The sequence below is a fragment of the Nocardioides luteus genome (genome assembly GCF_014648595.1).
Classification (GTDB): Bacteria; Actinomycetota; Actinomycetes; order Propionibacteriales; family Nocardioidaceae; genus Nocardioides; species Nocardioides luteus.
In genome coordinates, this window is record NZ_BMRK01000012.1 from 138727 (window position 1) to 163464 (window position 24738).

Annotated in this window: 21 protein-coding genes and 1 riboswitch; of the genes, 6 read left to right on the forward strand and 15 right to left on the reverse strand. The window is 70.6% G+C overall.

Going from position 1 to position 24738, the window contains the following annotated elements:
* Positions 1-113: 113 nt before the first annotated feature.
* From IEY81_RS15840 to IEY81_RS15855, 4 genes are all read left to right on the forward strand, one after another.
* Positions 114-884, forward strand: coding sequence for an HAD family hydrolase (locus tag IEY81_RS15840; protein WP_189119438.1), 771 nt, complete (start codon positions 114-116; stop codon positions 882-884).
* Positions 881-3526, forward strand: coding sequence for a glycoside hydrolase family 65 protein (locus tag IEY81_RS15845; RefSeq protein ID WP_189119439.1), 2646 nt, complete (start codon positions 881-883; stop codon positions 3524-3526). The genes IEY81_RS15840 and IEY81_RS15845 overlap by 4 nt, the downstream gene beginning before the upstream one ends.
* A 29-nt stretch (positions 3527-3555) precedes the next feature.
* Complete coding sequence (locus IEY81_RS15850) at positions 3556-4455, forward strand: EamA family transporter (RefSeq protein ID WP_229787909.1); 900 nt, start codon at positions 3556-3558, stop codon at positions 4453-4455.
* A gap of 168 nt (positions 4456-4623) precedes the next feature.
* Entirely contained in the window at positions 4624-4890 is a 267-nt protein-coding gene (locus tag IEY81_RS15855) for a hypothetical protein (RefSeq protein WP_189119440.1), read from the forward strand.
* Positions 4891-4898: 8 nt separating this feature from the next.
* Here the strand turns inward: IEY81_RS15855 and IEY81_RS15860 are convergent, their stop codons facing one another.
* The 5 genes from IEY81_RS15860 to IEY81_RS15880 are packed head-to-tail and all read right to left on the reverse strand — an operon-like array spanning position 4899 to position 10135.
* Positions 4899-5678 (reverse strand): ECF transporter S component, encoded by a 780-nt coding sequence (locus tag IEY81_RS15860; protein ID WP_229787910.1) that lies wholly within the window; start codon positions 5676-5678, stop codon positions 4899-4901.
* Complete coding sequence (locus tag IEY81_RS15865; protein ID WP_189119442.1) at positions 5678-7267, reverse strand: ABC transporter ATP-binding protein; 1590 nt, start codon at positions 7265-7267, stop codon at positions 5678-5680. Before IEY81_RS15865 ends, IEY81_RS15860 begins: the two co-directional genes overlap by 1 nt.
* Positions 7264-8412, reverse strand: a complete 1149-nt coding sequence (locus IEY81_RS15870; RefSeq protein ID WP_189119443.1) for a CbiQ family ECF transporter T component — start codon at positions 8410-8412, stop codon at positions 7264-7266. Before IEY81_RS15870 ends, IEY81_RS15865 begins: the two co-directional genes overlap by 4 nt.
* On the reverse strand, positions 8409-9068 hold the full coding sequence (locus IEY81_RS15875) for a hypothetical protein (RefSeq protein WP_189119444.1): 660 nt from the start codon (positions 9066-9068) through the stop codon (positions 8409-8411). Before IEY81_RS15875 ends, IEY81_RS15870 begins: the two co-directional genes overlap by 4 nt.
* Positions 9062-10135: a prenyltransferase/squalene oxidase repeat-containing protein gene (locus IEY81_RS15880; RefSeq protein WP_189119445.1), complete on the reverse strand. Its 1074-nt coding sequence runs from the start codon at positions 10133-10135 to the stop codon at positions 9062-9064. Before IEY81_RS15880 ends, IEY81_RS15875 begins: the two co-directional genes overlap by 7 nt.
* Positions 10136-10200: 65 nt before the next feature.
* A riboswitch (cobalamin riboswitch) is annotated at positions 10201-10322 on the reverse strand.
* Positions 10323-10388: 66 nt separating this feature from the next.
* Between IEY81_RS15880 and IEY81_RS15885 the strand changes: the two genes are divergently transcribed.
* Positions 10389-11039, forward strand: a complete 651-nt coding sequence (locus IEY81_RS15885; protein ID WP_189119446.1) for a glycoside hydrolase family 19 protein — start codon at positions 10389-10391, stop codon at positions 11037-11039.
* A gap of 1 nt (position 11040) precedes the next feature.
* Here the strand turns inward: IEY81_RS15885 and IEY81_RS15890 are convergent, their stop codons facing one another.
* The 5 genes from IEY81_RS15890 to ligA all read right to left on the reverse strand — a co-directional run bounded on the left by IEY81_RS15890 (position 11041) and on the right by ligA (position 17447).
* Entirely contained in the window at positions 11041-11802 is a 762-nt protein-coding gene (locus IEY81_RS15890) for an NYN domain-containing protein (protein ID WP_189119447.1), read from the reverse strand.
* Positions 11802-13298 (reverse strand): Asp-tRNA(Asn)/Glu-tRNA(Gln) amidotransferase subunit GatB, encoded by a 1497-nt coding sequence (gene gatB, locus IEY81_RS15895; RefSeq protein ID WP_189119448.1) that lies wholly within the window; start codon positions 13296-13298, stop codon positions 11802-11804. The genes IEY81_RS15890 and gatB overlap by 1 nt, the downstream gene beginning before the upstream one ends.
* Complete coding sequence (gene gatA / locus IEY81_RS15900) at positions 13295-14809, reverse strand: Asp-tRNA(Asn)/Glu-tRNA(Gln) amidotransferase subunit GatA (RefSeq protein ID WP_189119449.1); 1515 nt, start codon at positions 14807-14809, stop codon at positions 13295-13297. Before gatA ends, gatB begins: the two co-directional genes overlap by 4 nt.
* Positions 14806-15105 carry an Asp-tRNA(Asn)/Glu-tRNA(Gln) amidotransferase subunit GatC gene (gatC, locus tag IEY81_RS15905; protein WP_189119450.1) on the reverse strand — a complete coding sequence of 100 codons (300 nt, stop codon included), beginning with the start codon at positions 15103-15105 and terminating at the stop codon, positions 14806-14808. The genes gatA and gatC overlap by 4 nt, the downstream gene beginning before the upstream one ends.
* A gap of 212 nt (positions 15106-15317) precedes the next feature.
* Positions 15318-17447 (reverse strand): NAD-dependent DNA ligase LigA, encoded by a 2130-nt coding sequence (gene ligA, locus IEY81_RS15910; protein ID WP_373292240.1) that lies wholly within the window; start codon positions 17445-17447, stop codon positions 15318-15320.
* A gap of 237 nt (positions 17448-17684) precedes the next feature.
* Between ligA and IEY81_RS15915 the strand changes: the two genes are divergently transcribed.
* Positions 17685-19301 carry a hypothetical protein gene (locus IEY81_RS15915; RefSeq protein ID WP_189119452.1) on the forward strand — a complete coding sequence of 539 codons (1617 nt, stop codon included), beginning with the start codon at positions 17685-17687 and terminating at the stop codon, positions 19299-19301.
* 59 nt (positions 19302-19360) lie between these two features.
* Here IEY81_RS15915 and IEY81_RS15920 read toward each other — a convergent pair whose 3' ends face one another.
* The 5 genes from IEY81_RS15920 to IEY81_RS15940 are packed head-to-tail and all read right to left on the reverse strand — an operon-like array spanning position 19361 to position 24627.
* Positions 19361-20464 carry a hypothetical protein gene (locus IEY81_RS15920; RefSeq protein WP_189119453.1) on the reverse strand — a complete coding sequence of 368 codons (1104 nt, stop codon included), beginning with the start codon at positions 20462-20464 and terminating at the stop codon, positions 19361-19363.
* A gap of 10 nt (positions 20465-20474) precedes the next feature.
* A complete protein-coding gene (locus IEY81_RS15925; protein WP_189119454.1) occupies positions 20475-21473 on the reverse strand; it encodes a uroporphyrinogen decarboxylase/cobalamine-independent methonine synthase family protein in 999 nt (332 codons plus the stop codon).
* Positions 21470-22573: a tRNA 2-thiouridine(34) synthase MnmA gene (gene mnmA, locus IEY81_RS15930; RefSeq protein ID WP_189119455.1), complete on the reverse strand. Its 1104-nt coding sequence runs from the start codon at positions 22571-22573 to the stop codon at positions 21470-21472. The genes IEY81_RS15925 and mnmA overlap by 4 nt, the downstream gene beginning before the upstream one ends.
* Positions 22574-22584: 11 nt before the next feature.
* Complete coding sequence (locus IEY81_RS15935; RefSeq protein ID WP_189119456.1) at positions 22585-23778, reverse strand: cysteine desulfurase family protein; 1194 nt, start codon at positions 23776-23778, stop codon at positions 22585-22587.
* A gap of 36 nt (positions 23779-23814) precedes the next feature.
* Positions 23815-24627 (reverse strand): phosphotransferase, encoded by an 813-nt coding sequence (locus IEY81_RS15940; RefSeq protein ID WP_189119457.1) that lies wholly within the window; start codon positions 24625-24627, stop codon positions 23815-23817.
* Positions 24628-24738 lie beyond the last annotated feature (111 nt).

Sequence of the window (24738 nt, forward strand, 5' to 3'; positions counted from 1 at the left end):
GGCGGTGACCAGGGGATTTCGGTGAAACCACGTCGGTCGAAATCATGTTGCGTCGACAACATCTCTCGGTGCGGGTTCTAGGGCCGAGGCCGCCCAGGACCTAGCCTGAGGACATGACCAGACCTGTTGCCTGGGAGACCTACACTGCGATCCTCTTCGACCTCGACGGCGTGATCACGCCGACGGCCGTCGTGCACATGCAGGCGTGGGAGGAGATGTTCAACGCCTACCTGCAGGAGAAGACGCCAGGCGCGCCCGCCTACACCGACCAGGACTACTTCGCGTACGTCGACGGCAAACCGCGCTACGACGGCGTGCGCGACTTCCTCGCCTCCCGGGACATCCAGATCCCCGAGGGCACCCCGGAGGACGCCCCCGAGCTCGAGACCGTCTGCGGCCTCGGCAACAGGAAGAACAACGCCTTCAACGAGGTTCTCGAGCGCGACGGCGTAAAGGCCTACCCCGGTTCGGTGAAATTCCTCGACTACCTCACGACCCTCGACGTCCGGCTCGGGGTGGTGTCGTCGTCGGTCAACGCCCCCAACGTGCTGAAGGCCGCGGGGTTGCTGGACCGCTTCGAGACGGTCGTCTCGGGAGCCGTCGCAGATGAGCAGGGACTGCCCGGCAAGCCTGCTCCGGACACATTTGTCTACGCCGGTAAGGTCCTCGGAGCCACCCCGAGCGGGGCCGTCGTCCTCGAGGACGCGGTGTCCGGGGTGCGCGCCGGCAAGGCAGGAGAATTCGCGCTCGTCGTCGGGGTGGATCGTGGCGCCGGCCACGACGTCCTCACGGCTGCCGGCGCAAGCCTTGTCGTTTCCGACCTCGCTGAACTCATCCCTGACGGACACAGTCCTGAATCACCTGCTCGAGGAGCACAGCAGTGAAGACCAACGTCGGCCCGAACCCCCTGGACCGGGCCCGTTATCCCATCGACCCGTGGCGGCTGGTGGAGACCAACTACTCCCCTGACGACCTCGGCCTGACCGAGACCCTCTTCAGCGTCGCCAACGGCTATCTCGGTATGCGCGGCACCCCTGAGGAGGGCCGGCCGACCTATGCCCACGGCACCTTCATCAACGGGTTCCACGAGACCTGGCCGATCCGCCACGCCGAGAACGCCTACGGCTTCGCCAAGACCGGCCAGACCATCGTCAACGCCCCCGACGCCAAGATCATGAAGATCTACGTCGACGACGAGCCGCTGACCTTCGGCACCTCCGACCTGGAGGAGTACGAGCGGGTGCTCGACTTCCGCGAGGGTGTGCTGCGCCGCCACCTGGTGTGGCGTACGCCCTCGGGCAAGCGGGTCGCGATCAAGTCGACCCGGATGGTGTCGATGTCGCAGCGTCACCTCTCGATCCAGACCCTCGAGATCACCATGCTGAGCGGCTCGGCGCCGATCGTGATCTCCTCCCAGCTGCTCAACCGGCAGGACGGCAAGGACGAGTACCACGTGCCGTCGGCCGCGCTCGGCGAGGGCATGGACCCGCGCAAGTCGACCGCCTTCGACACCCGCGTCCTGCTCCCGCAGATGTCGCACGCCGACGAGGACCAGATGACCCTCGGCTACCGGTGCGCGAACTCCGGGATGACCATCGCGGTCAGCGCCGCCCACCAGATCGACACCCCGGACCCGGTCGAGACGCTCGTCCGCGCCGAGGAGGACCTCGCCAAGGCGGTCTTCCGGGTCGACGCCACCGAGGGCAGCACGCTCCGGATGGTGAAGACCGTGGCGTACCACACCTCGCGCGGGGTGCCGGTCCGTGAGCTGGCCGACCGCTGCGAGCGCACTCTCGACCGGGCGATCCGGCTGGGCGTCGAGCACTTCGAGCGCGACCAGCGCAACTGGTACGACGAGTTCTGGGCCGCCGCCGACGTGGAGATCTCCGCAGCGACCGCCGAGGACGAGCGCGACATCGCCGCGGCCCAGCAGGCGATCCGGTTCAACCTCTTCTCGCTCGCCCAGGCGACCGCCCGCACCGACGGGCTCGGCGTCCCCGCGAAGGGCGTCACCGGCTCGGGCTACGAGGGGCACTACTTCTGGGACACGGAGTGCTACGTCGTCCCGTTCCTCTGCTACACCCAGCCCGAGGTCGCCCGCAACGTGATGCACGCCCGCTCGGTGATGCTCCCGGCGGCGCGGCAGCGGGCCAAGGAGATGGCGGCGAAGGGCGCGCTGTTCGCCTGGCGCACCATCAACGGCCAGGAGGCCTCGGCCTACTACGCGGCCGGCACCGCGCAGGTGCACATCGACGCCGACATCGCCTTCGCGCTGATGAAGTACGTCTACGCGACCGGTGACACCGGCTACCTGATCCGCGAGGGCGTCGACATCCTGGTCGAGACCTCGCGGATGTGGGCCGACCTCGGCTTCTGGCGCCACAACGGGGTGCCTTCCTTCCACATCCACGGCGTGACCGGGCCGGACGAGTACACGACGGTGGTCAACAACAACCTGTTCACCAACGTGATGGCCCGCTACAACCTGGAGAAGGCCGTCGAGACCATGGAGCTGCTCCGCACGGAGTACCCGCGCGAGTACGACCAGGTGATAGGCCGCCTCGACGTCTCTCCCGACGAGATCGAGGAGTGGGCTCGCTGCGCCGCGGCGATGCACATCCCCTTCGACGAGGGCCTCGGGATCCACCCGCAGGACGACAACTTCCTCGACCGCGAGGTGTGGGACCTGCCCAACACCCCCGACGACGTACGACCCCTGCTGCTGCACTACCACCCGCTGGTGATCTACCGGTTCCAGGTGCTCAAGCAGACCGACGTGGTGCTCGCGCTCTTCCAGCAGGGCAACCGGTTCACGCCGGAGCAGAAGCGGGCCGACTTCGAGTACTACGACCCGATCACCACCGGTGACTCGACGCTGTCCGCGGTCGTGCAGTCGATCGTGGCGGCCGAGGTCGGCTACCAGGACGACGCGCTGCGCTACTTCTACGACGCGCTCTACGTCGACCTGTTCAACATGCACGGCAACACCGTGGACGGGATGCACATCGCCTCCACCGGTGGCGTGTGGGGCGGGCTCGCGTTCGGCTTCGGCGGGATGCGCGACTACGACGGCAAGCTCTCCTTCGATCCGCGGCTGCCCGCCGAATGGGGCTCGCTGACCTTCCGGGTCCAGTGGCACTCGACGCGGATGCAGGTCGCGCTGTCCACCGACGAGATCGCCTTCACGGTGGAGGACACCGCGGGCGAGGAGTTCGACGTGCCGGTGACGGTCCGTGGTGAGGAGTTCGTGGTCTCCAAGGGCTCGCCGGTGGTCGTGCCGCTGGCCGACCAGGGTCCGCGGATCGGCACCCACCTCGACGAGGAGCCGCACGGCGGCATCCGGCCCGACGGGTCGCGGATCACCGCGACCGTGCCGACGCCGATCCCGCCGGAGGTCTACGAGCAGGAGCACACCGAGCACGCGATGGTCCCGCACGAGGACACTCGCGGGTCGGAGCGGCTGGCCGAGGAGGCCAACCTGGCGCCCAACCTCTCCAACGTCTCGCAGACGGACTCGGCTCAGTAGTCCCTCTCGGCCATCCCTAGACTGACCGGGTGGTCCAGCGCATCTCAACCGGCAGCTCGTCGCTCCGGACGAGGCTGGCCCACCCGGTCGTCCTGGTCCTGATCGGCATCGCCTCGGTGCAGGTCGGCGCGACCTTCGCCAAGTCGCTCTTCGACGAGGTCACCCCCACCGCGATGGTGTGGCTGCGGCTCTCGCTGTCCGCGCTGATCCTGCTGGCCATCGCCCGGCCACGGGTCCGGGGCTTCCGGCGGCACGACTGGCTGGTCGTGGTCGCCTTCGGCGCCTCGCTCGGGATGATGAACTGGGCGATCTACCAGGCCTTCGCCCGGCTCCCGATCGGCATCGCGGTCACCATCGAGTTCATCGGCCCGCTCACGATCGCGCTGGTCACCTCCCGACGGGCGCGCGACCTGGTCTGGGTCGCGCTGGCGGCCGTCGGGGTGGTCCTGCTCGGTCTCGAGCCCGGCCGGATCTCCGTCGTGGGCGTGCTGTTCGCGCTGCTCGCGGGCGTCTGCTGGGCTGCGTACATCGTGCTGTCGAAGGCGACCGGTGCCCGTTGGGAAGGCATCGACGGACTCGCCCTGGCCTCGACCGTCGCGGCGGTCGCGCTGACGCCTGCGGCTCTTGCGGTCGCCGACGGGCTCGGGTCGGCCCACGTCTGGGCGATCGGCCTGATGGTCGGCCTGATGTCCTCGGTGGTTCCCTACTCCCTCGACCTGGTCGCGCTGCGCTCGATCAAGCCGTCGCTCTACGCGATCCTGATGTCGCTCGAGCCGGCCGCGGGTGCGCTGGCCGCGATCCTGATCCTCCGCGAGGGCCTCTCGGTCCTGCAGTGGCTGGCCATCGCCTGCGTCGTGGTGGCCTCCGCGGGCGCCACCCGCACCGGCTCCTCGGAGCCGCACGTGCCCGCGGAGTCGACTCCGGTGTGACGTACGCGACCATTCGGTGCCTTTAACGTCGGGTAGTGGGGCGTTTCACACGAACGACATCGGAACGTCACTGAAACCGCACGTTCGCATCACTAGGATTTGGAGACGTCTCCCCCGTCGCCCCGCTCATCTTCTGGAGTCGCTCCGTTGTCGACCACGCTCGCGCCCGTGCACACCACGACCCAGGCGGCCGCGCTTCTCGCTGCGCGCACCGCCGGTCGGATGATGGGCCCGTTCCTGCGACCGATCCAGCTGCTGATCGCCTGGCCGGTGGCCTCGCAGCTCGTCGCCCGCAACAACGCCGAGGCCGCCCAGCAGACGCTCCTGCTGCGGCGCGCCGAGCGCGAGGAGGTCGCCCACTACCTCCAGCTGCTCGCCTCCGAGCGGATCGCCGACCGGATCCCGGAGCGGCTTCCGGAGCGCGTGCATTCCTGATCTCTTGATCAGCCGGTCGAGACCACTCCGGTGACGGTTGCCCGCCGGGCGACACGGCGCAGCGTGGCGAGCACGGCCGGCCCCAGCAGGCCGAGAGCGATCGCGGTGGTGATCGCGCGCATCGTGTCCCAGCTGCTGGTGGAGGTGACCAGTGTGTAACGCAGGAACGTCAGCAGGTTCTCCCCCGCCCCGGCGGTGGGGTCGTAGGACAGATTGCCGCTGGCACCCGGCACGGTCACGCCGGTGAGCAGCGGCCAGCCCTGCAGGTTGAGGAGCAGGCCGTAGGCGTAGGACGCGAAGACGCCGTACGCAGCCAGCAGCGCGATCTCCCGGCGGCCGCTCGCACGGGGCAGGAGCCCGGCTCCCGCGGCCACCCAGGCGGCGCCGAGCATCTGGTAGGGCAGCCACGGGCCGACGCCCGCGGTGACCAGCGCGGCGACGAACAGGCTGGTGCAGCCGAGGACGAACCCGAACGCCGGGCCGAAGACCCGGCCGCCGAGGATGAGCATGAAGAAGACCAGCTCGACGCCGCCGGTGCCGGAGGAGACGGCACGCAGGACGGCCTCGATCGCGCTGAGCACGCCGAGGATCGCGATCATCCGGGTGTCGATGCCGCCGGTGGAGAGCTCGCTCAGCAGCACGACGATCATCAGCGGGAGCAGCGCGAGGAAGATGAACGGTGGCTGCACGCGCTCGTAGCCGTGCAGCAGCAGCGGCCACGCGAACATCATCAGCCCGGCCAGGGAGATGATCGCGACCAGGAGGGCCGTGCGGGGCGAGAATCTCATCATCGTTCCCGCACCGCCTCGACGACCTCGCGCACCGCGAGCCAGCCGGGGCCGAAGACCTTGCTCACCTGCGGCGCGAACGCAGGCGACTCGGCGGTCACGCTGCGTACGTCACCGGAGGAGACGACCTCGCCGTCGGCCAGCACGATCACGTCGTCGGCCACCTCGGCGACGAACTCGACGTCGTGGGTCGCGACCAACACCGCCTTGCCGGCCACGGTCAGGCCGCGAAGGATCTCGGCCAGGGCGTGCTTGGCGGCGTAGTCGAGTCCACGGGTGGGCTCGTCGAGGAGCACCACCGGCGGGTCTGCGCTCAGGATCAGCGCGAGCGCGAGGGCGAGCCGCTGACCCTCGGAGAGGTCGCGCGGGTGCTGGTCGTCGGGGATGCCGGGGACGAGGCTGTCCAGGATCTCGCGGGTGCGGGGTCCGCCGGCGTCGCACTCCTCGGCGACGGTCTCCAGGTAGAGCAGGTCGGCCGCGGTCTGCGGCAGCAGCCCGACCAGGGCACGGCGGCCCTCGGGGTCGAGGGCAGCAGGGTCCTTCCCGGCCACCTCGACCGATCCGGCCAGCCGCTTCTGGGTGCCCTGCAGCGTCCAGAGCAGCGTCGACTTCCCGGCGCCGTTGCGTCCCATCAGCGCCGTCACCCGGCCGGCGGGCAGCTCGATCGAGACGTCGTGGAGGACCGGCGTACGGGCTCGGGTGACGGTGAGGCCGGAACTGGACAGGCACTTCATGGACTTGTCGGGCGTTTCAGTGCCCGTCAAGTCCAGGGATACCCGGTCGACCGGGTATCCCACACCCTTGGCCCGCCGCTTCGCCTCCCGCACCGTCAGCGGCAGCGGCGACCAGCCGAGCTGGCGCCCGAGCTCGACGAGGGGCGGCACGACGGGTGAGTCGGTGAGGATGTCGGTGGGCTCGCCGACGGTGAGCGAGCCGTCGCCGACGAGCAGGGCGATCCGGTCGGCGAAGGGCACCACACGCTCGAGCCGGTGCTCGGCGAGGACGACCGAGGTGCCGAGGTCGTGGACCAGCCGGGTGATGGTGGCCAGCACGTCCTCGGCCGCGGTCGGGTCGAGCGCGGAGGTCGGCTCGTCGAGGACGACCACACGCGGGTGGGTGGTGAGCACGGAGCCGATCGCGACGCGCTGCTGCTGTCCGCCCGAGAGCGTACGCAGCGACCGGTGCCGCAGCCCGGCGATGCCGAGCAGGTCGAGGGTCTCCTCGACCCGGCGCCGCATGGTCGCGGGCGGGAGGCCGAGCTGCTCCATCCCGTAGGCCAGCTCCTCCTCGACCGTGTCGGTGACGAAGCCGGCGACCGGGTCCTGCCCGACGTAGCCGATGATCCCGGCGCGCTCGCGTGGCGGCGTACGGATGATGGAGGTGCCGTCCAGCAGGAGGTCGCCCTCCAGGGCGCCTCCGGTGAAGCGCGGCACCAGGCCGGCGAGCACGCCGAGCAGCGTCGACTTACCGGAGCCGGTGGGGCCGGAGACGAGCAGCAGCTCGCCCTCCTCGATGGTCAGGTCGACGTCCTTGAGCACGTGCTCGGAGGAGTCGGGCGGGGTGAAGGTGATCCCACGCAGCTCGATCATGCGACTGCCTCCTTGGAGATGGCTTCGGAGACGGTCTCGGAGACGGGCTCGAAGAGGGGTGATGCCGGGGCGGGAGCGGCGAGCGCGGGGGCGAGCCCGACGAGCACGCCCGCCATGGCGACCAGCGTGACCTGCGGGGCGGTGCTGACGGCGGGGAAGGCGATCGGGACCTGGTCGCGGGCGATCCACCAGCCGGCCGCCGCGACGACGACGCCGCTCAGCGCGACCACGACCTCGGGCCAGCGCCATCGGTCGGGTCGGTAGACGGTCCGCGTCACCCGGCGGCCGGCGAGGGTCAGCCCGCCGGCGGCGGCCACGGCGCCGAGCCCGAGCATCGTGGCGGCCAGCCAGCCGGGGGTGGTGCCGTCGAGGATCGCGTACACGCCGACGCAGAGGCCGACCAGCGAGACCAGCATCAGCGTCGAGGTGACCCGCCTGGTCGCGGCCGGCAGCCCGGCCGTACGCCCGTAGCCGCGGGTGTCCATCCCGGCTGCCAGCGCCATCGAGCGCTCCAGGGCGTCCTCGAGCACCGGCACCAGGAACCTGCGCAGCCGCCGGACCTTGCCGGTCGCGCCGGCCCGCAGCCTTTGCGCGGCGCGCACCCGCTGCACCGACTCGGCGAGCTGGGGAAGCACGGTCACGGCGACGACGACGGCGGTGCCGATCTCGTAGAGGGCCGGCGGCAGGGAGCGGAGCAGCCGCTTCGGGTTCGCCAGCGCGTTGGCGGCGCCGACGCAGAGCACGATGGCGCCCAGCCGCATGCCGTCGTAGAGGCCGGCCAGCAGAGCCTCCCGGGTGAGCGGCCCGAGCAGCCGGATCCCCAGCACCCACTCCGGGAGCGGGATCTCGGGCAGATCGAGGATGACGTGGCCGGGCACGGCGCCCAGCAGCACCCGGAAGAGCACCCGGGTCACCACGATGAACAGGGCGAGGCCGGCGTAGAGCCGGAACGCCTTCGCCCACAGCTGCTCACCGCGGCACGCGGCGACGACGACGGACACCACACCCACCAGGAGCAGGAGCAGCAACGGGTTCGTCGTGAAGGAGGCGTACGCGGCCAGCCCGATCGCCCACACCCACCAGGCGACGGGGTGCAGGTCGCGGGGCAGGCGCGCGACCGCGGCCGTACGCAGCAGGCTGCTCATCGGCGGAACCACCACACGGCACCGGCGGCGGTGAAGAGCGCGAGGATCCCGGTCGGGGCGGCCCAGACCGGCAGCGGCTCCGGTCCGGAGTCAGCGCGCGCGGAGGGCTCGTTCGGAGATGACTCCGGCGACGGGCTCGAGGGCGCCCCCACAGCATCCCCAAGCACCGTCGCCGGAGCGGTAACGACATTGTCGTCTATCCACGTGAACGCAACACCCTGCCCGGAGGTCACGCTGATTTCGGTAACATTTCTGGCGGAGTAGCTCCAGGCTCCCGATTCGTCGGTGATCCACAGCGACCAGTAGGCGTCGGCGGGCGGCATCTGGGCGCAACCGGCCTCCTTCGGGCGCTCGTCCACGCGACACACGACGCTCGGCATCGTGCTCACGAACGTGAGCGGATGTCCGGCCTTCTCGAAGAGATCGGCGCCGGTGTCGCCCTCCTCGGCCTGCACGCAGGCGACCTCGGGAGCGCCGCCGAGGGCGTTGGGCTCGACGACGACGGTGACGCCCTCGCAGCTCTGCGCCGACGACTCCGAGGACGCCGACGACGCGGCAGGCGCGGCCGAGGCGGGCGAGGCGGCCGGAGCGAGCACGGCAGCGGTGGCCCCGACGAGGAACGCCGGGACCACCAGGACAGCACGCACGATCAGCACGAGCTCTTCTCGGTCGCGTCCTTGGGCAGGTAGACCAGCGACGGGAGCGCCTGGGCGGCCGCGAGCCGGTACATGCCCTCGGTCTCCTTGGTCAGGCCCTTGTCCTCGGCCTCGGTCAGGGCGGCGTCGTCGTAGGCGACCGCTCCGGCGTCGTCACCGCAGGCGACGACGTGCTCGGCGACCCAGCTCGCAGCCTTCTCCGCGGCCTCGGTCTCGCCTGCGCGGCCGAACGCCCACCCGGCCAGGCCGGTGGTGTTGGAGTTCGGCACGTTGCCGGTCGCGGACTTCAGGGAGCCGTCCTTCGCCTGGGACTCCTTCAGCCACTCGATGCCCGCATCGACGGCCTTCTTCGTCTCCGGCGTACCCACCGCGGAGAGGGCGATCAGCGCGTACGCCGTCGCGTCGGCGTCGGGGGCGGCCTTCGGGTCGGCGTCGCAGGTCTGGTCGGCAGCGGCCGCGTCAGGCGTGAACGTGACCCGGAACCAGCCCTCCTCGCACTGCTGTCCGGCCAGGAACTCGGTCGCGGCCGCGGCCTCCTCGCTCTCGGCGTTGGTCAGCGCCCACACGGCGTAGGACTGCCCGATGGTGTTGGAGTAGTCGGCGGCCTTCTTGTTCTCGGGGTCGAGCACGTCGGCGATCCGGCCGTTCTCGGCGACGGTGTCCTCGAGCTGCTTCAGCAGGCCGGGGTCGGAGGCGTCGACGTTCTGCTGGAGGACGAGGGCCTTCGCGGTGGCGCCGGCGGAGGTGATCGTGCCGAAGCCGGGCGAGGTGTACTCCTTCTTGTGCTTCATCACGGCCTCGGCGATCGTGGCGATCTCCTCGTCGTAGCCGCCGATCTCGGCCAGGGCGATCCCGATCTCGGCGCTGAGGCCGAAGTCGTCGGTGCCGTACTGCGCGTTGTGGACCACGCCCTTCGGCGCCTGGTCGACGAGCCAGTCACCGACCGAGGTGGAGACGTTGGCGTCGTAGGTGCTCTTCTCCCCCTCCTCGACGGCTTCGTCGCCGCAGCCGGCGAGCGAGGTGAGGGCGAGGGCGGCGGCGATGCCACCGAGGACGGTCTTCTTCATGGTTCCTTCCGCGCTGCTCGTCGGGAAGGCACAGGGCCGACCCGCTGCTTTCCACGACAGCGTCAGGTCAGTACGCGTCCGTGGCAGGTGCTCCGGCTCGTCCGCGGCACTCGGTGTCGTGGACCTACGGTTGCGGGTCAGCGCCGGACTTGGACCGGCTTCCCCCACCATGGGCGTGTGTTGATTGAGGTGGCCATCCTATGCCGGGCCCGTCCTGCTTGCGGGATCGCCGTCCACCAGCCACTCTGTCCACATGCGCCACAGGATTCTCGGCCTTGTCGCAGTCTCGGTATCGGCCGCCCTTCTCAGCCTCTCCCCGACCACGCCGACCGCTCCAGCGGCCGCGGACGCACGGCCTGCGATCACGTACGCCGACCTGGTCGCGATGTTCGGAGACCGGGTCGGCGACCGGCAGAAGGTCGAGGCCGGTCTACCCGGCCTCAACCGCGCGATGACCGACGGTCGGATCACCACCGCCTATCGGCAGGCGGCCTACCTGACCACGCTCGCCAACGAGAGCTCGTTCCGGCATGACGCCAAGGGCCGCGACGGCCGGAAGTTCACGGGGCGCGGCTACATCCAGCTGACCGGCGAGGCCAACTACGCCGACGCCGGCCGCTATTTCGGCATCGATCTCCGCCGCCGCCCCGAGCTGGCCAGGTCGCTGGACCACAGCGCGCCGATCTCGCGCTGGTATTGGACCGTGGCGCGCGACATCAACCCGCACGCCGACGCTCTCGACATGGGCCGGGTCAACGCGGCGATCGGCTATCCCTACGACAAGTCCGAGGACGCCGAGCGCTGCCGCGACTTCAAGGCGGCGCTGAAGCACCTCCACGGGTCGGTGCCGAAGGGAGTCAGGTGCGCTCGCCCCGCGGTCGCCGAGGAACCTCGGCGCAGCTAGCTCATTTCCTGCCGTTGCGTCGGTCGCTGACCTGGATCGCCGAGGTGCCCTCGTCCTTGAGCTCGAAGAGGTCGATCGCCTTCAGGAGCTTGGTCCACGAGGAGTAGCCGTAGTTGCGCGGGTCCTCGGAGGACTGGTTGTGGATGCGGGCGACGACCGAGCCGACCAGCGCCCAGCCGTCGTCGTCGGCAGCCGCTGCGATCGAGTTGCGCAGCAGCTGGATCAGCCGTGCGTTGCGCTTCAACGCGTGGCCGGAGGTCGCCGCCGGCTTGCGGGGGTGGGATGTCCCGTTGTCCGCTGCGGTGTCGGTGGTCTCCTCTGAGGTGGCGTCGCCGAGCTTCTCCACCACGGTGAAGCGGGTGCAGGCGCTCTTGAACGGCGCCGGCGTCTTCTCCCGGCCGTAGCCGTAGACGGCCCGTCCCTTCTCCCGCAGGTAGTGAACCAGCGGCGTGAAGTCGGAGTCGGAGGAGACCAGCGCGAACGCATCCGGGACGGCCGAGTGCAACAGCTCCACCGCGTCGATCGCGAGCGCCATGTCGGAGGCGTTCTTGTGAGCGGTGAGGTCGAACTGCTGCATCGGCCGGATGGCGGCGTCGTGCAGCTCCTGGATCCAGCTCTTCAGCTCGGGCTTGGTCCAGTTGCCGTAGGCACGGCGGATGGTGACCTCGCCGTACTCGGCGAGGTCGTTCAGGATCGCGTCGATCCTCGAGGCTGGGGCATTGTCCGCGTCGATGAGCAACGCGATCCTGAACGTGTCGGTCATCAGGCGAGCTTCTCCAGGATGAGCTCACGGACGCGCTTGGCGTCCGCCTTCCCGCCGGTGGCCTTCATGACCGCACCGATGAGCGCACCGGCCGCGGCCTGGTTGCCGCCGCGGATCTTCTCCGCGACCGCAGGCTGGGCGGCGATGGCGTCGTCGACGGCGGCACCGAGGGCGCCGTCGTCGGAGACCACGGCGAGACCGCGGGCGTCGATGATCTCGGCGACCGTGCCTTCACCGGCGACAAGACCTTCGAAGACCTGGCGGGCCAGCTTGTCGGTCAGCGTCTTGGCGTCGACCAGCTTCTGCACCTCGGCGACCTGCACCGGGGTGACACCGACCTCGGCGAGCTCCACACCGCGGTCGTTGGCGGCCCGGGACAGCTCGGCCATCCACCACTTGCGCGCGGCCTGGGCCGAGGCACCGGCGGCGACCGTCTCCTCGATCAGCACCATCGCACCCGCGGCCCAGACGTCGCGCATCTCCAGGTCGGAGTAGCCCCACTCGGCCTGCAACCGCGCGCGCTTCTCGGCCGGCGGCTCCGGCAGCGTGCCGCGCAGCTCCTCGACCCACTCGCGGCTGGGCGCGACGGGGACGAGATCCGGCTCGGGGAAGTAGCGGTAGTCGTCGGCGTCCGACTTCGGCCGCCCGGCCGAGGTGGTGCCGGTGTCCTCGTGGAAGTGGCGGGTCTCCTGGAAGATCGCCTCCCCCGCGTCGAGGATCCCGGCGTGGCGCGACATCTCGAAGCGTACGGCCCGCTCGACCGAGCGCAGCGAGTTGACGTTCTTCGTCTCGGTGCGGGTGCCGAGCTCGCCGGAACCCTTCGGGGACAGCGACAGGTTCACGTCGCAGCGCATCGAGCCCTGGTCCATGCGTACGTCGGAGACGCCCAGGCCCAGCAGGATCTCGCGCAGCGCGGCGACGTAGGCCTTGGCCACCAGCGGAGCCTTCTCCCCGGCACCCAGGATCGGACGGGTGACGATCTCGATCAGCGGGATGCCGGCGCGGTTGTAGTCGACCAGCGAGTAGTCGGCACCGTGGATGCGGCCGGTGGCGCCACCGATGTGGGTGGTCTTGCCGGTATCCTCCTCCATGTGGGCGCGCTCGATCTCGACCCGGAAGGTCTCGCCCTCGACCTCGACGTCGAGGTAGCCGTCGTAGACGATCGGCTCGTCGTACTGCGAGGTCTGGAAGTTCTTCGGCATGTCCGGGTAGAAGTAGTTCTTCCGGGCGAACCGGCACCACTCCGCGATCGAGCCGTTGAGCGCCAGACCGATCCGGATCGCGCTCTCCACGGCCTTGGCGTTCACGACCGGCATCGAGCCGGGCAGGCCCAGGCAGGTCGGGCAGACCTGGGTGTTGGGCTCGCCGCCGAAGGTCGCGGGGCAGCCGCAGAACATCTTCGTGTTGGTGTTGAGCTCGACGTGGACCTCCAGGCCCATGGCCGGGTCGTAGCGCTCCAGCACCTCGTCGAAGGGAACGAGAGTCTCGGTCGTCATGCGGCACCTCCAGCAGCCAGTCGGTCGTCGAGCTTGTCGAGGCCCAGCACCGGGCCGATGGCGGCCTCGAGCGCGGCACCGACGCGGTAGAGGCGGGCGTCCTCCAGGACCGGGGCCAGCAGCTGTACGCCGACGGGCAGCCCGTCCTGGTCGGAGACGCCGGCCGGGATCGAGATGCCGGGCGTGCCGGCCAGGTTGGCCGGGATGGTGGCCAGGTCCTGCATGTACATCGCGAGCGGGTCGTCGAGCTTCGCGCCCAGCTTGAACGCGGTCGAGGGCGAGGTCGGCGAGACAAGCACGTCGACCTGCTCGAAGGCCTTCTTGAAGTCCTCGATGATCAGCGTGCGGATCTTCTGCGCCTGGCCGTAGTAGGCGTCGTAGTAGCCGCTGCTCAGCGCGTAGGTGCCGAGGATAATGCGGCGCTTGACCTCGTCGCCGAAGCCGGCGTCGCGGCTGGCCTTCATGACGTCCTCGGCGCTCGGGTCGCCGTCGGGGGTGACCCGCAGGCCGTAGCGCATCGCGTCGAACTTGGCCAGGTTGGAGGAGCACTCCGCCGGCAGGATCAGGTAGTAGGCAGCCATCGCGTGCTCGAAGCTCGGCGTGGAGACCTCCACGACGTCGGCTCCCAGCTTGGTGAGCAGGTCGACCGACTCGTTGAACTTGGCCATCACGTCCGGGGCCCAGCCCTCGCCCGCGAGCTCCTTGATGACGCCGACCTTGACGCCCTTCAGGTCGCCGGTCGCGCCCGCGCGGGCCGCGTCGACGAGACCGGTCACCGGGGTGGTGGTCGAGGTGGAGTCGAGCGGGTCGTGGCCGCCGATCAGCTCGTGCAGCAGGGCGCTGTCGAGCACGGTGCGGGTCACCGGGCCGACCTGGTCCAGCGAGTTGGCCAGGGCGACCAGGCCGTAGCGGGAGACCGAGCCGTAGGTCGGCTTCACGCCGACGGTGCCGGTGACCGCGCCGGGCTGGCGGATCGAGCCACCGGTGTCGGTGCCGAGCGCCAGCGGCGCTTCGAAGGCCGCCACGGCCGCAGCCGAGCCACCGCCGGAGCCGCCGGGGATCCGGTCGAGCTTCCACGGGTTCTTGGTCGGGCCGTAGGCCGAGTGCTCGGTGGAGGAGCCCATCGCGAACTCGTCCATGTTGGTCTTGCCGAGGATCGGCAGACCGGCGTCCTTGATCTTCTTGACCACCGTCGCGTCGTAGGGCGGCACCCAGCCCTCGAGCATCTTCGAGCCGCAGGTGGTCGGCAGACCGATGGTGGTCAGCACGTCCTTGACCGCGATCGGCACGCCGTCGAGGGCGTGCAGCGCGTCGCCGTTGGCCCGGCGCGCGTCGGAGGCGGCAGCCTGCTCGAGCGCACCCTCGGCATCGATGTGCAAGAACGCGTGCACCTCACCGTCGACCGCGGCGATCCGGTCGAGGTAGAGCTGGGTCAGCTCCACCGAGGTGGTCTCGCCCGCGGCCAGTGCATCGGCCAGCTCGGCGGCGGACTTCTGGATCAGCTCACTCACTGCTCATCCCCCAGAATCCTCGGCACCGCGAAGCGCTGCTCCTCGACGCTCGGCGCGCCGGAGAGCGCCTGCTCCGGCGTCAGGCTCGGAGTCACGATGTCCTCACGGAAGACGTTGGTCAGCGGGAGCGGGTGGGAGGTGGCAGGCACGTCGTCGCCGGCAAGCCCCTGGATCGAGGCGACGGACTCAAGGATCACCTGCAGCTGCGGGGCAAGGTGATCGAGCTCGGCGTCGCTGAGGTCGATGCGGGCGAGGTCGGCCAGGTGCGCGACCTCGTCGCGGGTGATTTCTGGCATGAGGCACATCCTAGGCAAGAGGACCCACAACTCTCACCTCGGAGCACCCCACTCCCCCGAGAAGTCAGATATTGAGCGCGAGACGTCGAAAATCGACGCCGAGACGTCAGTTTTCGACGCCGAGGGGTCAGGCTTCCGTACGCCGAGGGTGCAGGACCCTCGGACGTTGACGCCTCGCGCTCGATTTTCGACGTCTCGGCGTCAGGAATCGACTACTCGGCGTCAGATTCTGACTTCTCGGGGCCGGACTCGAGGAGGCGCTTGAAGCCGGCCTCGTCGAGGATCGGGAGGCCGAGGTCTTCGGCCTTGGCGGCCTTGGAGCCGGCGTTGTCACCGACCACGACGTAGTCGGTCTTCTTGGAGACCGAGCCGGCCGCCTTGCCGCCGCGGCTGATGATCGCCTCCTTGGCGCCGTCGCGGGAGAAGTCCTCGAGCGAGCCGGTGACGACGATGGTCAGGCCCTCGAGGGTGCGCGGGATCGACTCGTCGCGCTCGTCGGCGAGGGAGACCCCGGCCGTACGCCACTTCTCGACGATCTCTTGGTGCCAGTCGACCTGGCGCCACTCGACGATCGCGTCGGCGATGGTGCCGCCGACGCCCTCGGTGCTGGCCAGCTCCTCCTGGGAGGCCTCCCAGATGGCGTCGAGGGAGCCGAACTCGGTGGCCAGCGCCCGGGCCGCGGAGGGGCCTACGTGGCGGATGGAGAGCGCGACCAGCACCCGCCACAGCGGCACCTGCTTGCGCTCCTCGAGGTTGCGCAGCAGGCCGAGGGCGTTGGCGTTGAGGACCCGCTCACCCGCGCCCGCCTCCTTCTCGGCCTTCTTCGCGGCGCGGGTGAAGAAGGTGGTGCGGGCCAGGCTGGCCTCGTCGAGGGCGAAGATGTCGCCCTCGTTGGTGATCACCTCGGCGGCCAGCAGCGCGTCGGCCGCCTCGTAGCCCATGCCCTCGATGTCGAAGGCGCCACGGCCGGCGGCGAAGAAGACCCGCTCGCGCACCTGCGCCGGGCAGCCGCGGTGGTTGGGACAGCGCAGGTCCTTGTCGCCCTCCCGCTGCGCGGCCAGGGTGGTGCCGCAGGCCGGACACTCGGTCGGCATCGTCCACTCCGGCAGCCCTTCGGGACGCAGCGGCAGCACCGGGCCGAGGATCTCCGGGATGACGTCGCCGGCCTTGCGGAGGATGACGGTGTCGCCGGGACGTACGTCCTTGCGCTTGACCTCGTGGGCGTTGTGGAGCGTCGCGCGCTCGACGGTCGAGCCGGCGACCTTGGTCGGCTCCATGACACCGAAGGGCGTGACCCGGCCGGTGCGGCCGACGCCGACGTCGATCGCGAGCAGCTTGGCGTTGACCTCCTCGGGCGGGTACTTGTAGGCGATCGCCCAGCGCGGCGCGCGGCTGGTCGAGCCGAGACGGCGCTGCAGCGAGATGTCGTCGACCTTGATCACGACGCCGTCGATCTCGTGCTCGGTGACGTCGTGGCGGTGGTCGCCGAAGTAGCTGATGAACTCCTCGACCTCGGCGAGCGTCTTGAGCACCTTGACCCGCTTGGAGGTGGGCAGGCCCCAGGCGTTCAGCGCCTCGTAGGCATGCGACTGGGCGACCGGCTGGAAGCCCTCGCGGGCGCCGATGCCGTGGCAGACCATCCCGAGGGCTCGGGTCGCGGTCACCCGCGGGTCCTTCTGGCGCAGCGACCCGGCGGCGGAGTTGCGCGGGTTGGCGAACATCGGCTTGCCGGCGTCGACCAGGGAGGCGTTGAGCCGGTCGAAGGCCTCGATGGACAAGAAGACCTCGCCGCGCACCTCCACCAGGTCGGGCACCGGGAACTCGTCGGTGCCGTTGAGCCGGTGGGGGATCGACGAGATGGTGCGTACGTTGGGGGTGACGTCCTCGCCGGTGCGACCGTCGCCGCGGGTCAGCGCCCGGACCAGCCGCCCCTTCTCGTAGAGGAGGTTGATCGCCAGGCCGTCGACCTTGAGCTCGCAGAGCAGCTCCGCCTCGGCGGCGCCGTCCTTGGCGATGCGCGCGTGCCAGCCAGCCAGCTCTTCGAAGGAGAAGACGTTGTCGAGGCTCTCCATCCGCTGGAGGTGGTCGACCGCGGTGAACTCCGTGGAGAAGGTGCCGCCCACCTTCTGCGTGGGCGAGTCAGGGGTGCGCAGCTCGGGGAACTGCTCCTCGAGCTCGTTGATCCGGCGCCACTTCTGGTCGAAGTCGGCGTCGGAGAGCGTCGGGTCGTCGAGCACGTAGTAGCGGTAGCGGGCGTCCTCGATCTGCTCGGCGAGCTCCCGGTGCTCGTTCTTCTCCTCGGGGCCGGCCTCGGCGGTCACGTCTTCGTTCACGGGCACCATCTTGCCTGGTTCCACCGACAATTTCCGACCACATACCCGTAGGGGCGTTTTCGGCGTTTCACCAGGCCAAACGACACGCAAGCCCCTCAATATCGACGCAACCGGTCAACACCTGGGTGACGGGGGTCACGATCGGAGGTAAAGGCGACTACTTTGCAGCCGCGTCGGGTGAGGCGGGCCGACACCTATCCCCCCATTGACCGCCTTGTGAGGTCTGCAGTGCTTTCTCGGTTCGCGGTGACGCTGTTGATGGCGCTCGGGCTCGCGCTGGCGCCGATGGGCGCGTCGTACTCGCTCGGCCTCGGTGGCCTCTTCTCCAACGCCGAGGTCCAGGTGGCGATCGTCGAGCAGTCCAAGGACGGCGTGGTTCTCAGTGTCCACGGCACGGACTACAAGGGCCGCAGCCCTGGGATCGAGATCGCGCTCAACCCTGCCGGGTACGTCGGGTCGGGCACTCGCAACACGTTCATCAAGTCGGTCACCCACGACCCCGCCGACCCCGGTGACTGGACGGTCGAGTTCACCCTCGACGCCGCGCAGGTCGCCCAGCTCGACCCCGGCACGAACTACCAGATCATGACCATGCGCGGCGGCGGTCGCGACGTCATCGACTCCCACGACACCGACACCGCGGGCGTCCCCCTCGACTTCGACGCTCTCGCTCAGCCCTCCAGCGATCCCACCCCGGAGCAGCCTTCCGAGGACACCGGGTCGGAGGGAAGCGGCGGCTCCGGTGGCTCCGGAGGTACGTCCTCGGGTCGCTCGACCGGTGGAACCGGTGGCACCGGTGAAGCGGGCGGCGACGGTGACGGCGCCGGTGAGGAGCCGAAGGCGAAGAAGTCGAAGAAGCCGTGGTCCGCGCCGGAGGAGCCGCCGACGGTCAAGGGCCTGGAGCTGACCGGCATCGACGACGCCTCCGTGGACGCCGACGACGTGATCCATGCCCAGGCCTCCGGCTTCAAGCCCAACGAGACCGGCATCAAGGTCGTGGTCTACTCCACCCCGCTGGTCCTTTCGACCGACATCAAGGCCAACGGTCACGGCGTCGCGAAGTGGTCGGGCCGGCTCCCCAAGGACATCGGCCTCGGCAAGCACACCCTGACCTTCCAGGGTTCGGTGGATCGCGGCATCAGGTTCGTCGTGACCGGCACCCCGAGCGACGGCGAGTGCGTCCAGAGCGGCTGCGCCCCGGCCACCGGTGCGGTCAAGAAGCAGGCCGCAGCCGAGAGCGGTGGCGTCGGCGGGCTGACCTGGATCATCGTCGCGACCATGATCGTCCTCGCCCTCGTCGCCAGCGCCGTCGCGCTGCTCGCCGGTCGCCGTAGGCGCGAGCAGGACTGGGAGTGGGACGAGCCGAGCCGTGCCCAGGCGCCGCGCTACCCGTCGGATCCCCGGCAGGCCTCCGGCCCCTACCCGGCTGCCTCACCGCGGCAGCCGCAGGCTCAGATCCAGGCCCAGCAGCGCCCGGGCCAGCAGCGCCCGGGCCAGCCGATGCAAGGCCAGCCGATCCAGGGCCAGCACCTGCAGCGCCAGCCGCAGCCTGAGCCGCCGCTGGCGCGGCGTGGCGGGCACGAGCCGCGCCCCGGGCGGCGAGAGCAGCCGGGCCCTGACCGCCGCGAGCCCCAGGCCCAGCCGCAGTCCCAGCAGCCGACGCGTCGTCGGGCCGCCGCTCAGCAGGAGCCACCGGTCCAGCGCCGGCCGGGACGCCGCGCGGCCGCGCAGCCCGCCCCGCAGCCCGTCGCCCAGCAGGCCCCCCAGCAGCCCGCACACCGTCAGCCGCGGCCGCCGGAGTCCTTCGCACCGCCGAGCGAGCGCCCACAGGCCTACGCCGGCCAGCGGGTCGCCGGGCGCTGAACGACGTCGTTCGACCGACGTCGTTCGAGCAGGTCAGTCGAGCAGGTCAGTCGAGCAGGTCAGCCGACCAGCGACTCCCCGCGCCGGGCGGTGTCGGCCGGGATCGTCGGCCACAGCGCCTCCAGCCCCTCCTCCAGGCCGGAGAGAACCTCGTCGAGGTCGTCGCCGGGGAACGGGGCGGGCGCCTGCTGGCGTACGACCCCGCAGAACGCGGACCGCTCGCCCTCGGCCGGATAGCAGCGAACGGTCTCGGCCGACCCCTCGGTCCAGCCGTCGTAACCGTCGGTGTCACCCTTCGAGCAGGTGAGCCGCTTGGGGCATTTCTGCTGCTCGGCGGAGAGCCGCGGAGCATGGATCGCGGTGACCGTGCTGCCGTCGGGCCGAGTTCCGACGACGCCGAAGGCGCCCTTGCCGTAGTCGGCAGCGTCGGCCTTCTCGAAGGAGTCGATGTCGGCGTACGCCTCGGTCTCGAGCAGTCCTGCCGCGATCGCTCCGGCGGTCAGCGCGACCTCACCCTCGCCGTTGGCACCCTCGGAGGGGAAGCCCTCGACCTGCGCCTTGGTCATCTTGGCGGTCGTCCTGGTGCCGAGGCGCGGGTCGGTGACCAGGCCGACGAGGTCGTCGACGCCGACCTCGAGGTCGAGCTTGCGGGGGTCCGCGGTGATCTTCTCGCCGATGTAGACGGCGCGCCGCTCCTCCTTGCCGGACCGGTGGGAGACCATCACCTGGCCGGGCGTGCCGTCCGCGGTGGCGAGGTCCCAGGCGACCGTGGCGACGCCGGCCTCGCTCTTCACCTCGTCGCAGCCCGACATGCCCTCCTCGCACCACGTGGAGAGCAGGTCGTCGTCGGCGGGGCCGGCCTTGACCTCCAGCGAGCGGCCAGCGCCCCACAGGAGCACCGTCCCGACCTCGTCCTTCTCGAAGTAGAGGTCACCGCCGTCGAACGACTCCGGCTCGATGCCGACGTGCTCGAGGGTGATCGCTGCGAGCGCCTCCGGGGTGGCAGGCTTGTTTCCGGGCTTCAGGTCGGCGGGGTCGATGCTCGCCGACGGCGCAGCGGCGCTCGACCCGGGCTCGCTGGGCCCGTCGTCCGCCGTGCTCGCGCTCCCGCAGCCGGCCAGCAGCAATGCAGCGGCCAGCAGTGCCATCCCCCGTCGTCCCATAACGGGAAATCTACGCCAGGTGTCGAGCGCTTTCGGTGAGGATGCGCAAGGCGGTGCGGGCCCAGCGCCAGTCGGCACCGGCCAGGCCGCACGCCGGCGTCAGCACGATGTCGTACGCAGTGTCGAGCCCGAGCATGTCGAGCCAGCGCTCCACGGTCTCGGTGACCGTCTTGTCGGTGGGCTCGGCACCCTCCGGCGCGAGCGCGGGCAGCACGCCGAGCGCGACCGTGTCGCCCGCCTCCAGCGCGGTGGCGAGGTCGTCGTGGTCAGCGGCGCTGAGCTGGCTCAGGTCGACGCTGAGCCCCTTCGCCCCGGCCTTGCGGAGCAGGCCCAGCGGTGTGCCGGGCGCACACGAGTGCACCCACGGGACCGCACCCTCGCCGGCGATCGCACCCAGCACCCACTCCAGCGCCTGGGAGGCCTCGGGGAGGTCGATGCTGCGGTGCTTGCCGAACCCGGAGGCGGTCGGCACCTGAGCGGCGAGGACGGCGCTCAGCGCTGGCTCGTCGACCTGGACGACCAGCGTCTCGATGCCGGGGAGACGGCGGCGTACGTCTCGGATGTGGGCGCCCACGCCCTCGGCCAGCGCCTGCGCCAGGTCGCGCCGGGCGCCGTGATCGGCGAGCAGCTTGTCGCCGCGCGGTCGCTCGACGGTGGCCGCGAGAGTCCACGGCCCGGCGACCTGGATCTTGACCGCGCCGCCGCCCGAGGTGAGCGCGGAGTCCTGGGCCAGCTCCTCCACGGTGTCGAGATCCTGGGCGAGCAGGCTGCGGGCGCGGCGGTGGTCGACCCCGGGCGAGCCGGAGGTGCCGGTCAGCCGCCAGCCGGCGGGCTGCAGGTCGGCGTCGAGGCCCTCGATCATGGCCAGCGCGCGGCCGGTCATGTTCGCGATCGCGCCGCGCGCGGGCAGCTCGGGCAGGTGGGGCAGGTCGGTGAGCTCGCCGAGCACGATGCGGGTGGCCTCCGCGAAGTCCTCCCCCGGCAGCGATCCGACTCCGGTCGACCTCACGCGAGCGCCATCCGGCGGGTGGTGGCGATGGTGACCGAGCCGACGACGCGGGTGCCGTCGTAGATCACTGCGGCCTGCCCCGGCGCGATGCCGTAGGCGGGGTCGAGCAGCTCGATCTCGACCTCGGTGGTCGAGACCACATTCACCCGGGCGCGGTGCTCGTCACCGTGGGCGCGGAGCTGGACGGTGCCTTCGAGGGTCCCCTCGGGCACGCGCCCGGCCCAGCGTGGCCGGATGCCGGAGAGACCGTCGACGGCCAGGTGCTCGCGCGGACCGACGGTGACGATGCCGGAGACCGGCTCGATGTCGAGCACGAACCGGGGCTTGCCGTCGGGCGCGGGCTTGCCGAGACGCAGGCCCTTCCGCTGCCCGATCGTGTAGGCGTACGTCCCCTGGTGCTCACCCAGCACCTCACCGGACTCGTCGACGATCGGCCCGGACTCGTTGGGCGCACGGTCGCCGAGCTTCTCGCGGAGCCAGCCGGCGTTGTCGCCGTCGGCGACGAAGCAGATGTCGTGGGAGTCGGGCTTGTCGGCGACGAGCAGACCGCGGCGGGCGGCCTCCTCGCGCACCTGAGGTTTCGGGGTGTCGCCGAGCGGGAACAGCGAGTGGCGCAGCTGATCCTGGTCGAGCACGCCCAGCACGTAGGACTGGTCCTTGCCGCCGTCGACGGCACGGTGCAGCTCGACAAGCCCGTCGGCGTCCTCGCGAAGTGTCGCGTAGTGGCCGGTGGCGACCGCGTCGAAGCCGAGCGCGAGCGCCCGGTCGAGGACGGCGGCGAACTTGATCTTCTCGTTGCAGCGCAGGCACGGGTTGGGGGTGCGCCCCTCGGCGTACTCGGACATGAAGTCCTCGACCACGTCCTCGTGGAAGCGGTCGGAGAGGTCCCAGACGTAGAACGGGATGCCGATCACGTCGGCAGCGCGGCGGGCGTCGTTGGAGTCCTCGATCGTGCAGCACCCGCGGGCGCCGGAGCGGTAGGAGGCCGGGTTGCGCGAGAGGGCCAGGTGGACGCCGGTGACGTCGTGGCCCGCCTCCTTCGCACGGGCGGCGGCGACGGCGGAGTCCACCCCGCCCGACATGGCGGCTACGACTCTCATCTTCTCTCCCATCAGCGCTGCAACCCCGCTGCGCGGCCGCGCTCGACCGCGGGACCGATCGCCGCGACGAGCCGGTCGACGTCGTCGGCGGTGGTGGTGTGCCCGAGCGAGAAGCGCAGCGAGGAACGCGCCTGCTCGTCGGTCTGGCCCATCGCCAGGAGCACGTGAGAAGCCTGAGGTACGCCGGCCGAGCACGCCGCGCCGGTGGAGCACTCGATCCCGGCCGCGTCGAGCAGCATCAGCAGCGAGTCGCCCTCGCAGCCCGGGAACGCGATCTGGGCGTTGTTGGGCAACCGGTGGTGGCCCAACGGCGTCAGGGACGGACCGTTGAGGTGGGAGTCGGGGACGGCCGCCAGCACCTGTTCGACGAGCCGGTCGCGCAGCGCACCGACCTTGGTCGCGTACGCCTCCTGCTCCTTGACCGCGAGCTCCACCGCCGCCGCGAAGCCGGCGATGGCCGCGGTCGCGTGGGTGCCGCTGCGTACGTCCCGCTCCTGGCCGCCGCCGTGCACCAGCGCGGTCAGCTCGAGCTCGCGGCGGCAGACCAGCGCACCGGCGCCGACCGGACCGCCGAGCTTGTGGCCGGTGAGCGAGAGCGCGTCGACGCCGCTGGTCGCGAAGTCGACCGGCACCGCTCCGACCGCCTGGACGGCGTCGGTGTGCACCGGGATCTTGTGCTCCGCGGCGAGCTCGGCGATCTCGGCGACGGGCTGAAGGGTGCCGACCTCGTTGTTGGCCCACATCACCGAGATGACCGCGACCGATGCCGGGTCGCGCTCGACGGCCGCCTTCATCGCGGCGAGGTCGAGGCGGCCGGTCTCGTCGCACGGGATCAGCTCGACCTGGGCACCTTCGGTCGACTCGAGCCAGTGCAGCGGGTCGAGCACGGCGTGGTGCTCCACGGTCGAGGAGAGGATCCGGGTGCGCCCGGGGTCCTGGCTGCGGCGGGCCCAGAAGGCCCCCTTGAGCGCCAGATTGTCGGCCTCGGTGCCGCCGGAGGTGAAGACGACCTCCCCCGGCCGCGACCCGAGCGCCGCGGCGATCCGCTCGCGCGACTCCTCCAGCACCCGGCGGGCACGCCGCCCCGATGCATGCAGCGAGCTCGCGTTGCCGACCAGCGACAGCTCCGCGGTCATCGCCTCGATCGCCGCAGGAGCCATGGGGGTGGTGGCGGCGTGGTCCAGATAGACGGTCCGGGGATTCATCGTCTACCAAGGTTACGGCCCCATGCCGATGCGTGCTCAAACGCCGACGGCCTCGATCGTCTTCGCGATCTCCTCCTCGAGCGCAGCGGCTTCCTCATCGTTCAACGGGAGCACGTTCTCGTACGCTCGCACGAAGGCGTTCCTCGCCTTCTCAGGCGTCGCCCGCCAGTCGTGATACCGCGTACCGAGCAGCACCGCAGCCCGCCCCAGATCCTCCGCCCGCCGGCGGTAGGTCGCCTCCTCCAGATCCAGCACCGCCGCGATCCTGCCCTGCGACCAGAGGATGTTCGCCGACCTGAAGTCGTTGCCGACCAGCTGCGTGCCGGGTGCCAGCGGCTCCTCGGTCGGGATCGTGCCCGGGTAGTCGGCCATCACCGCATGCATCCGCGCAAGCACCTCCCCCGCCGCCCGCACCTGCGCAGGATCCTCGATGTCCAGCAACTCCCCCTCGACCACCCGCTGCAGCCCCACCGAGACCCCATCGACCTCGACCTGCACCCGTCCGTCGTTCGCGGGCACCGGCCTCGAGACAGGAATCCCCCGCTCCCCGAGCCAGCTCGTGAGCTCCCCGACGGCCACCAGCCGCTCGAACCGCGACTGCCGCATCGACCACTTCGCAACCATCGCGTCCCCGTCGACCGTGACCCACGCCAGACAGTTGGAGTCGCTGATCACCAACCGCCCGCATCCACGCACCCTGAGTCCCCAGTGCCTGGCCAGTACGCCGTCGAGCCACTCCATCGCCGCGGTAGCCGCCCCGAACCCGAACCGCGCCTCGAGAGCGTCATACGGATCCGTCGACTCCCACAGCATGCTCACCGGGATGCTCGATTCGGGGCGCTCTGTCATGGGCCCGAAGTAAAGCAGCGTCCGGCCCGTCGAGACCTGTGGCTCCGGTGGTCGAGCCTGTCGAGACCACCTGCGTGCGGACATCGTCAAGCAACTGTGATTTTCGTTCCC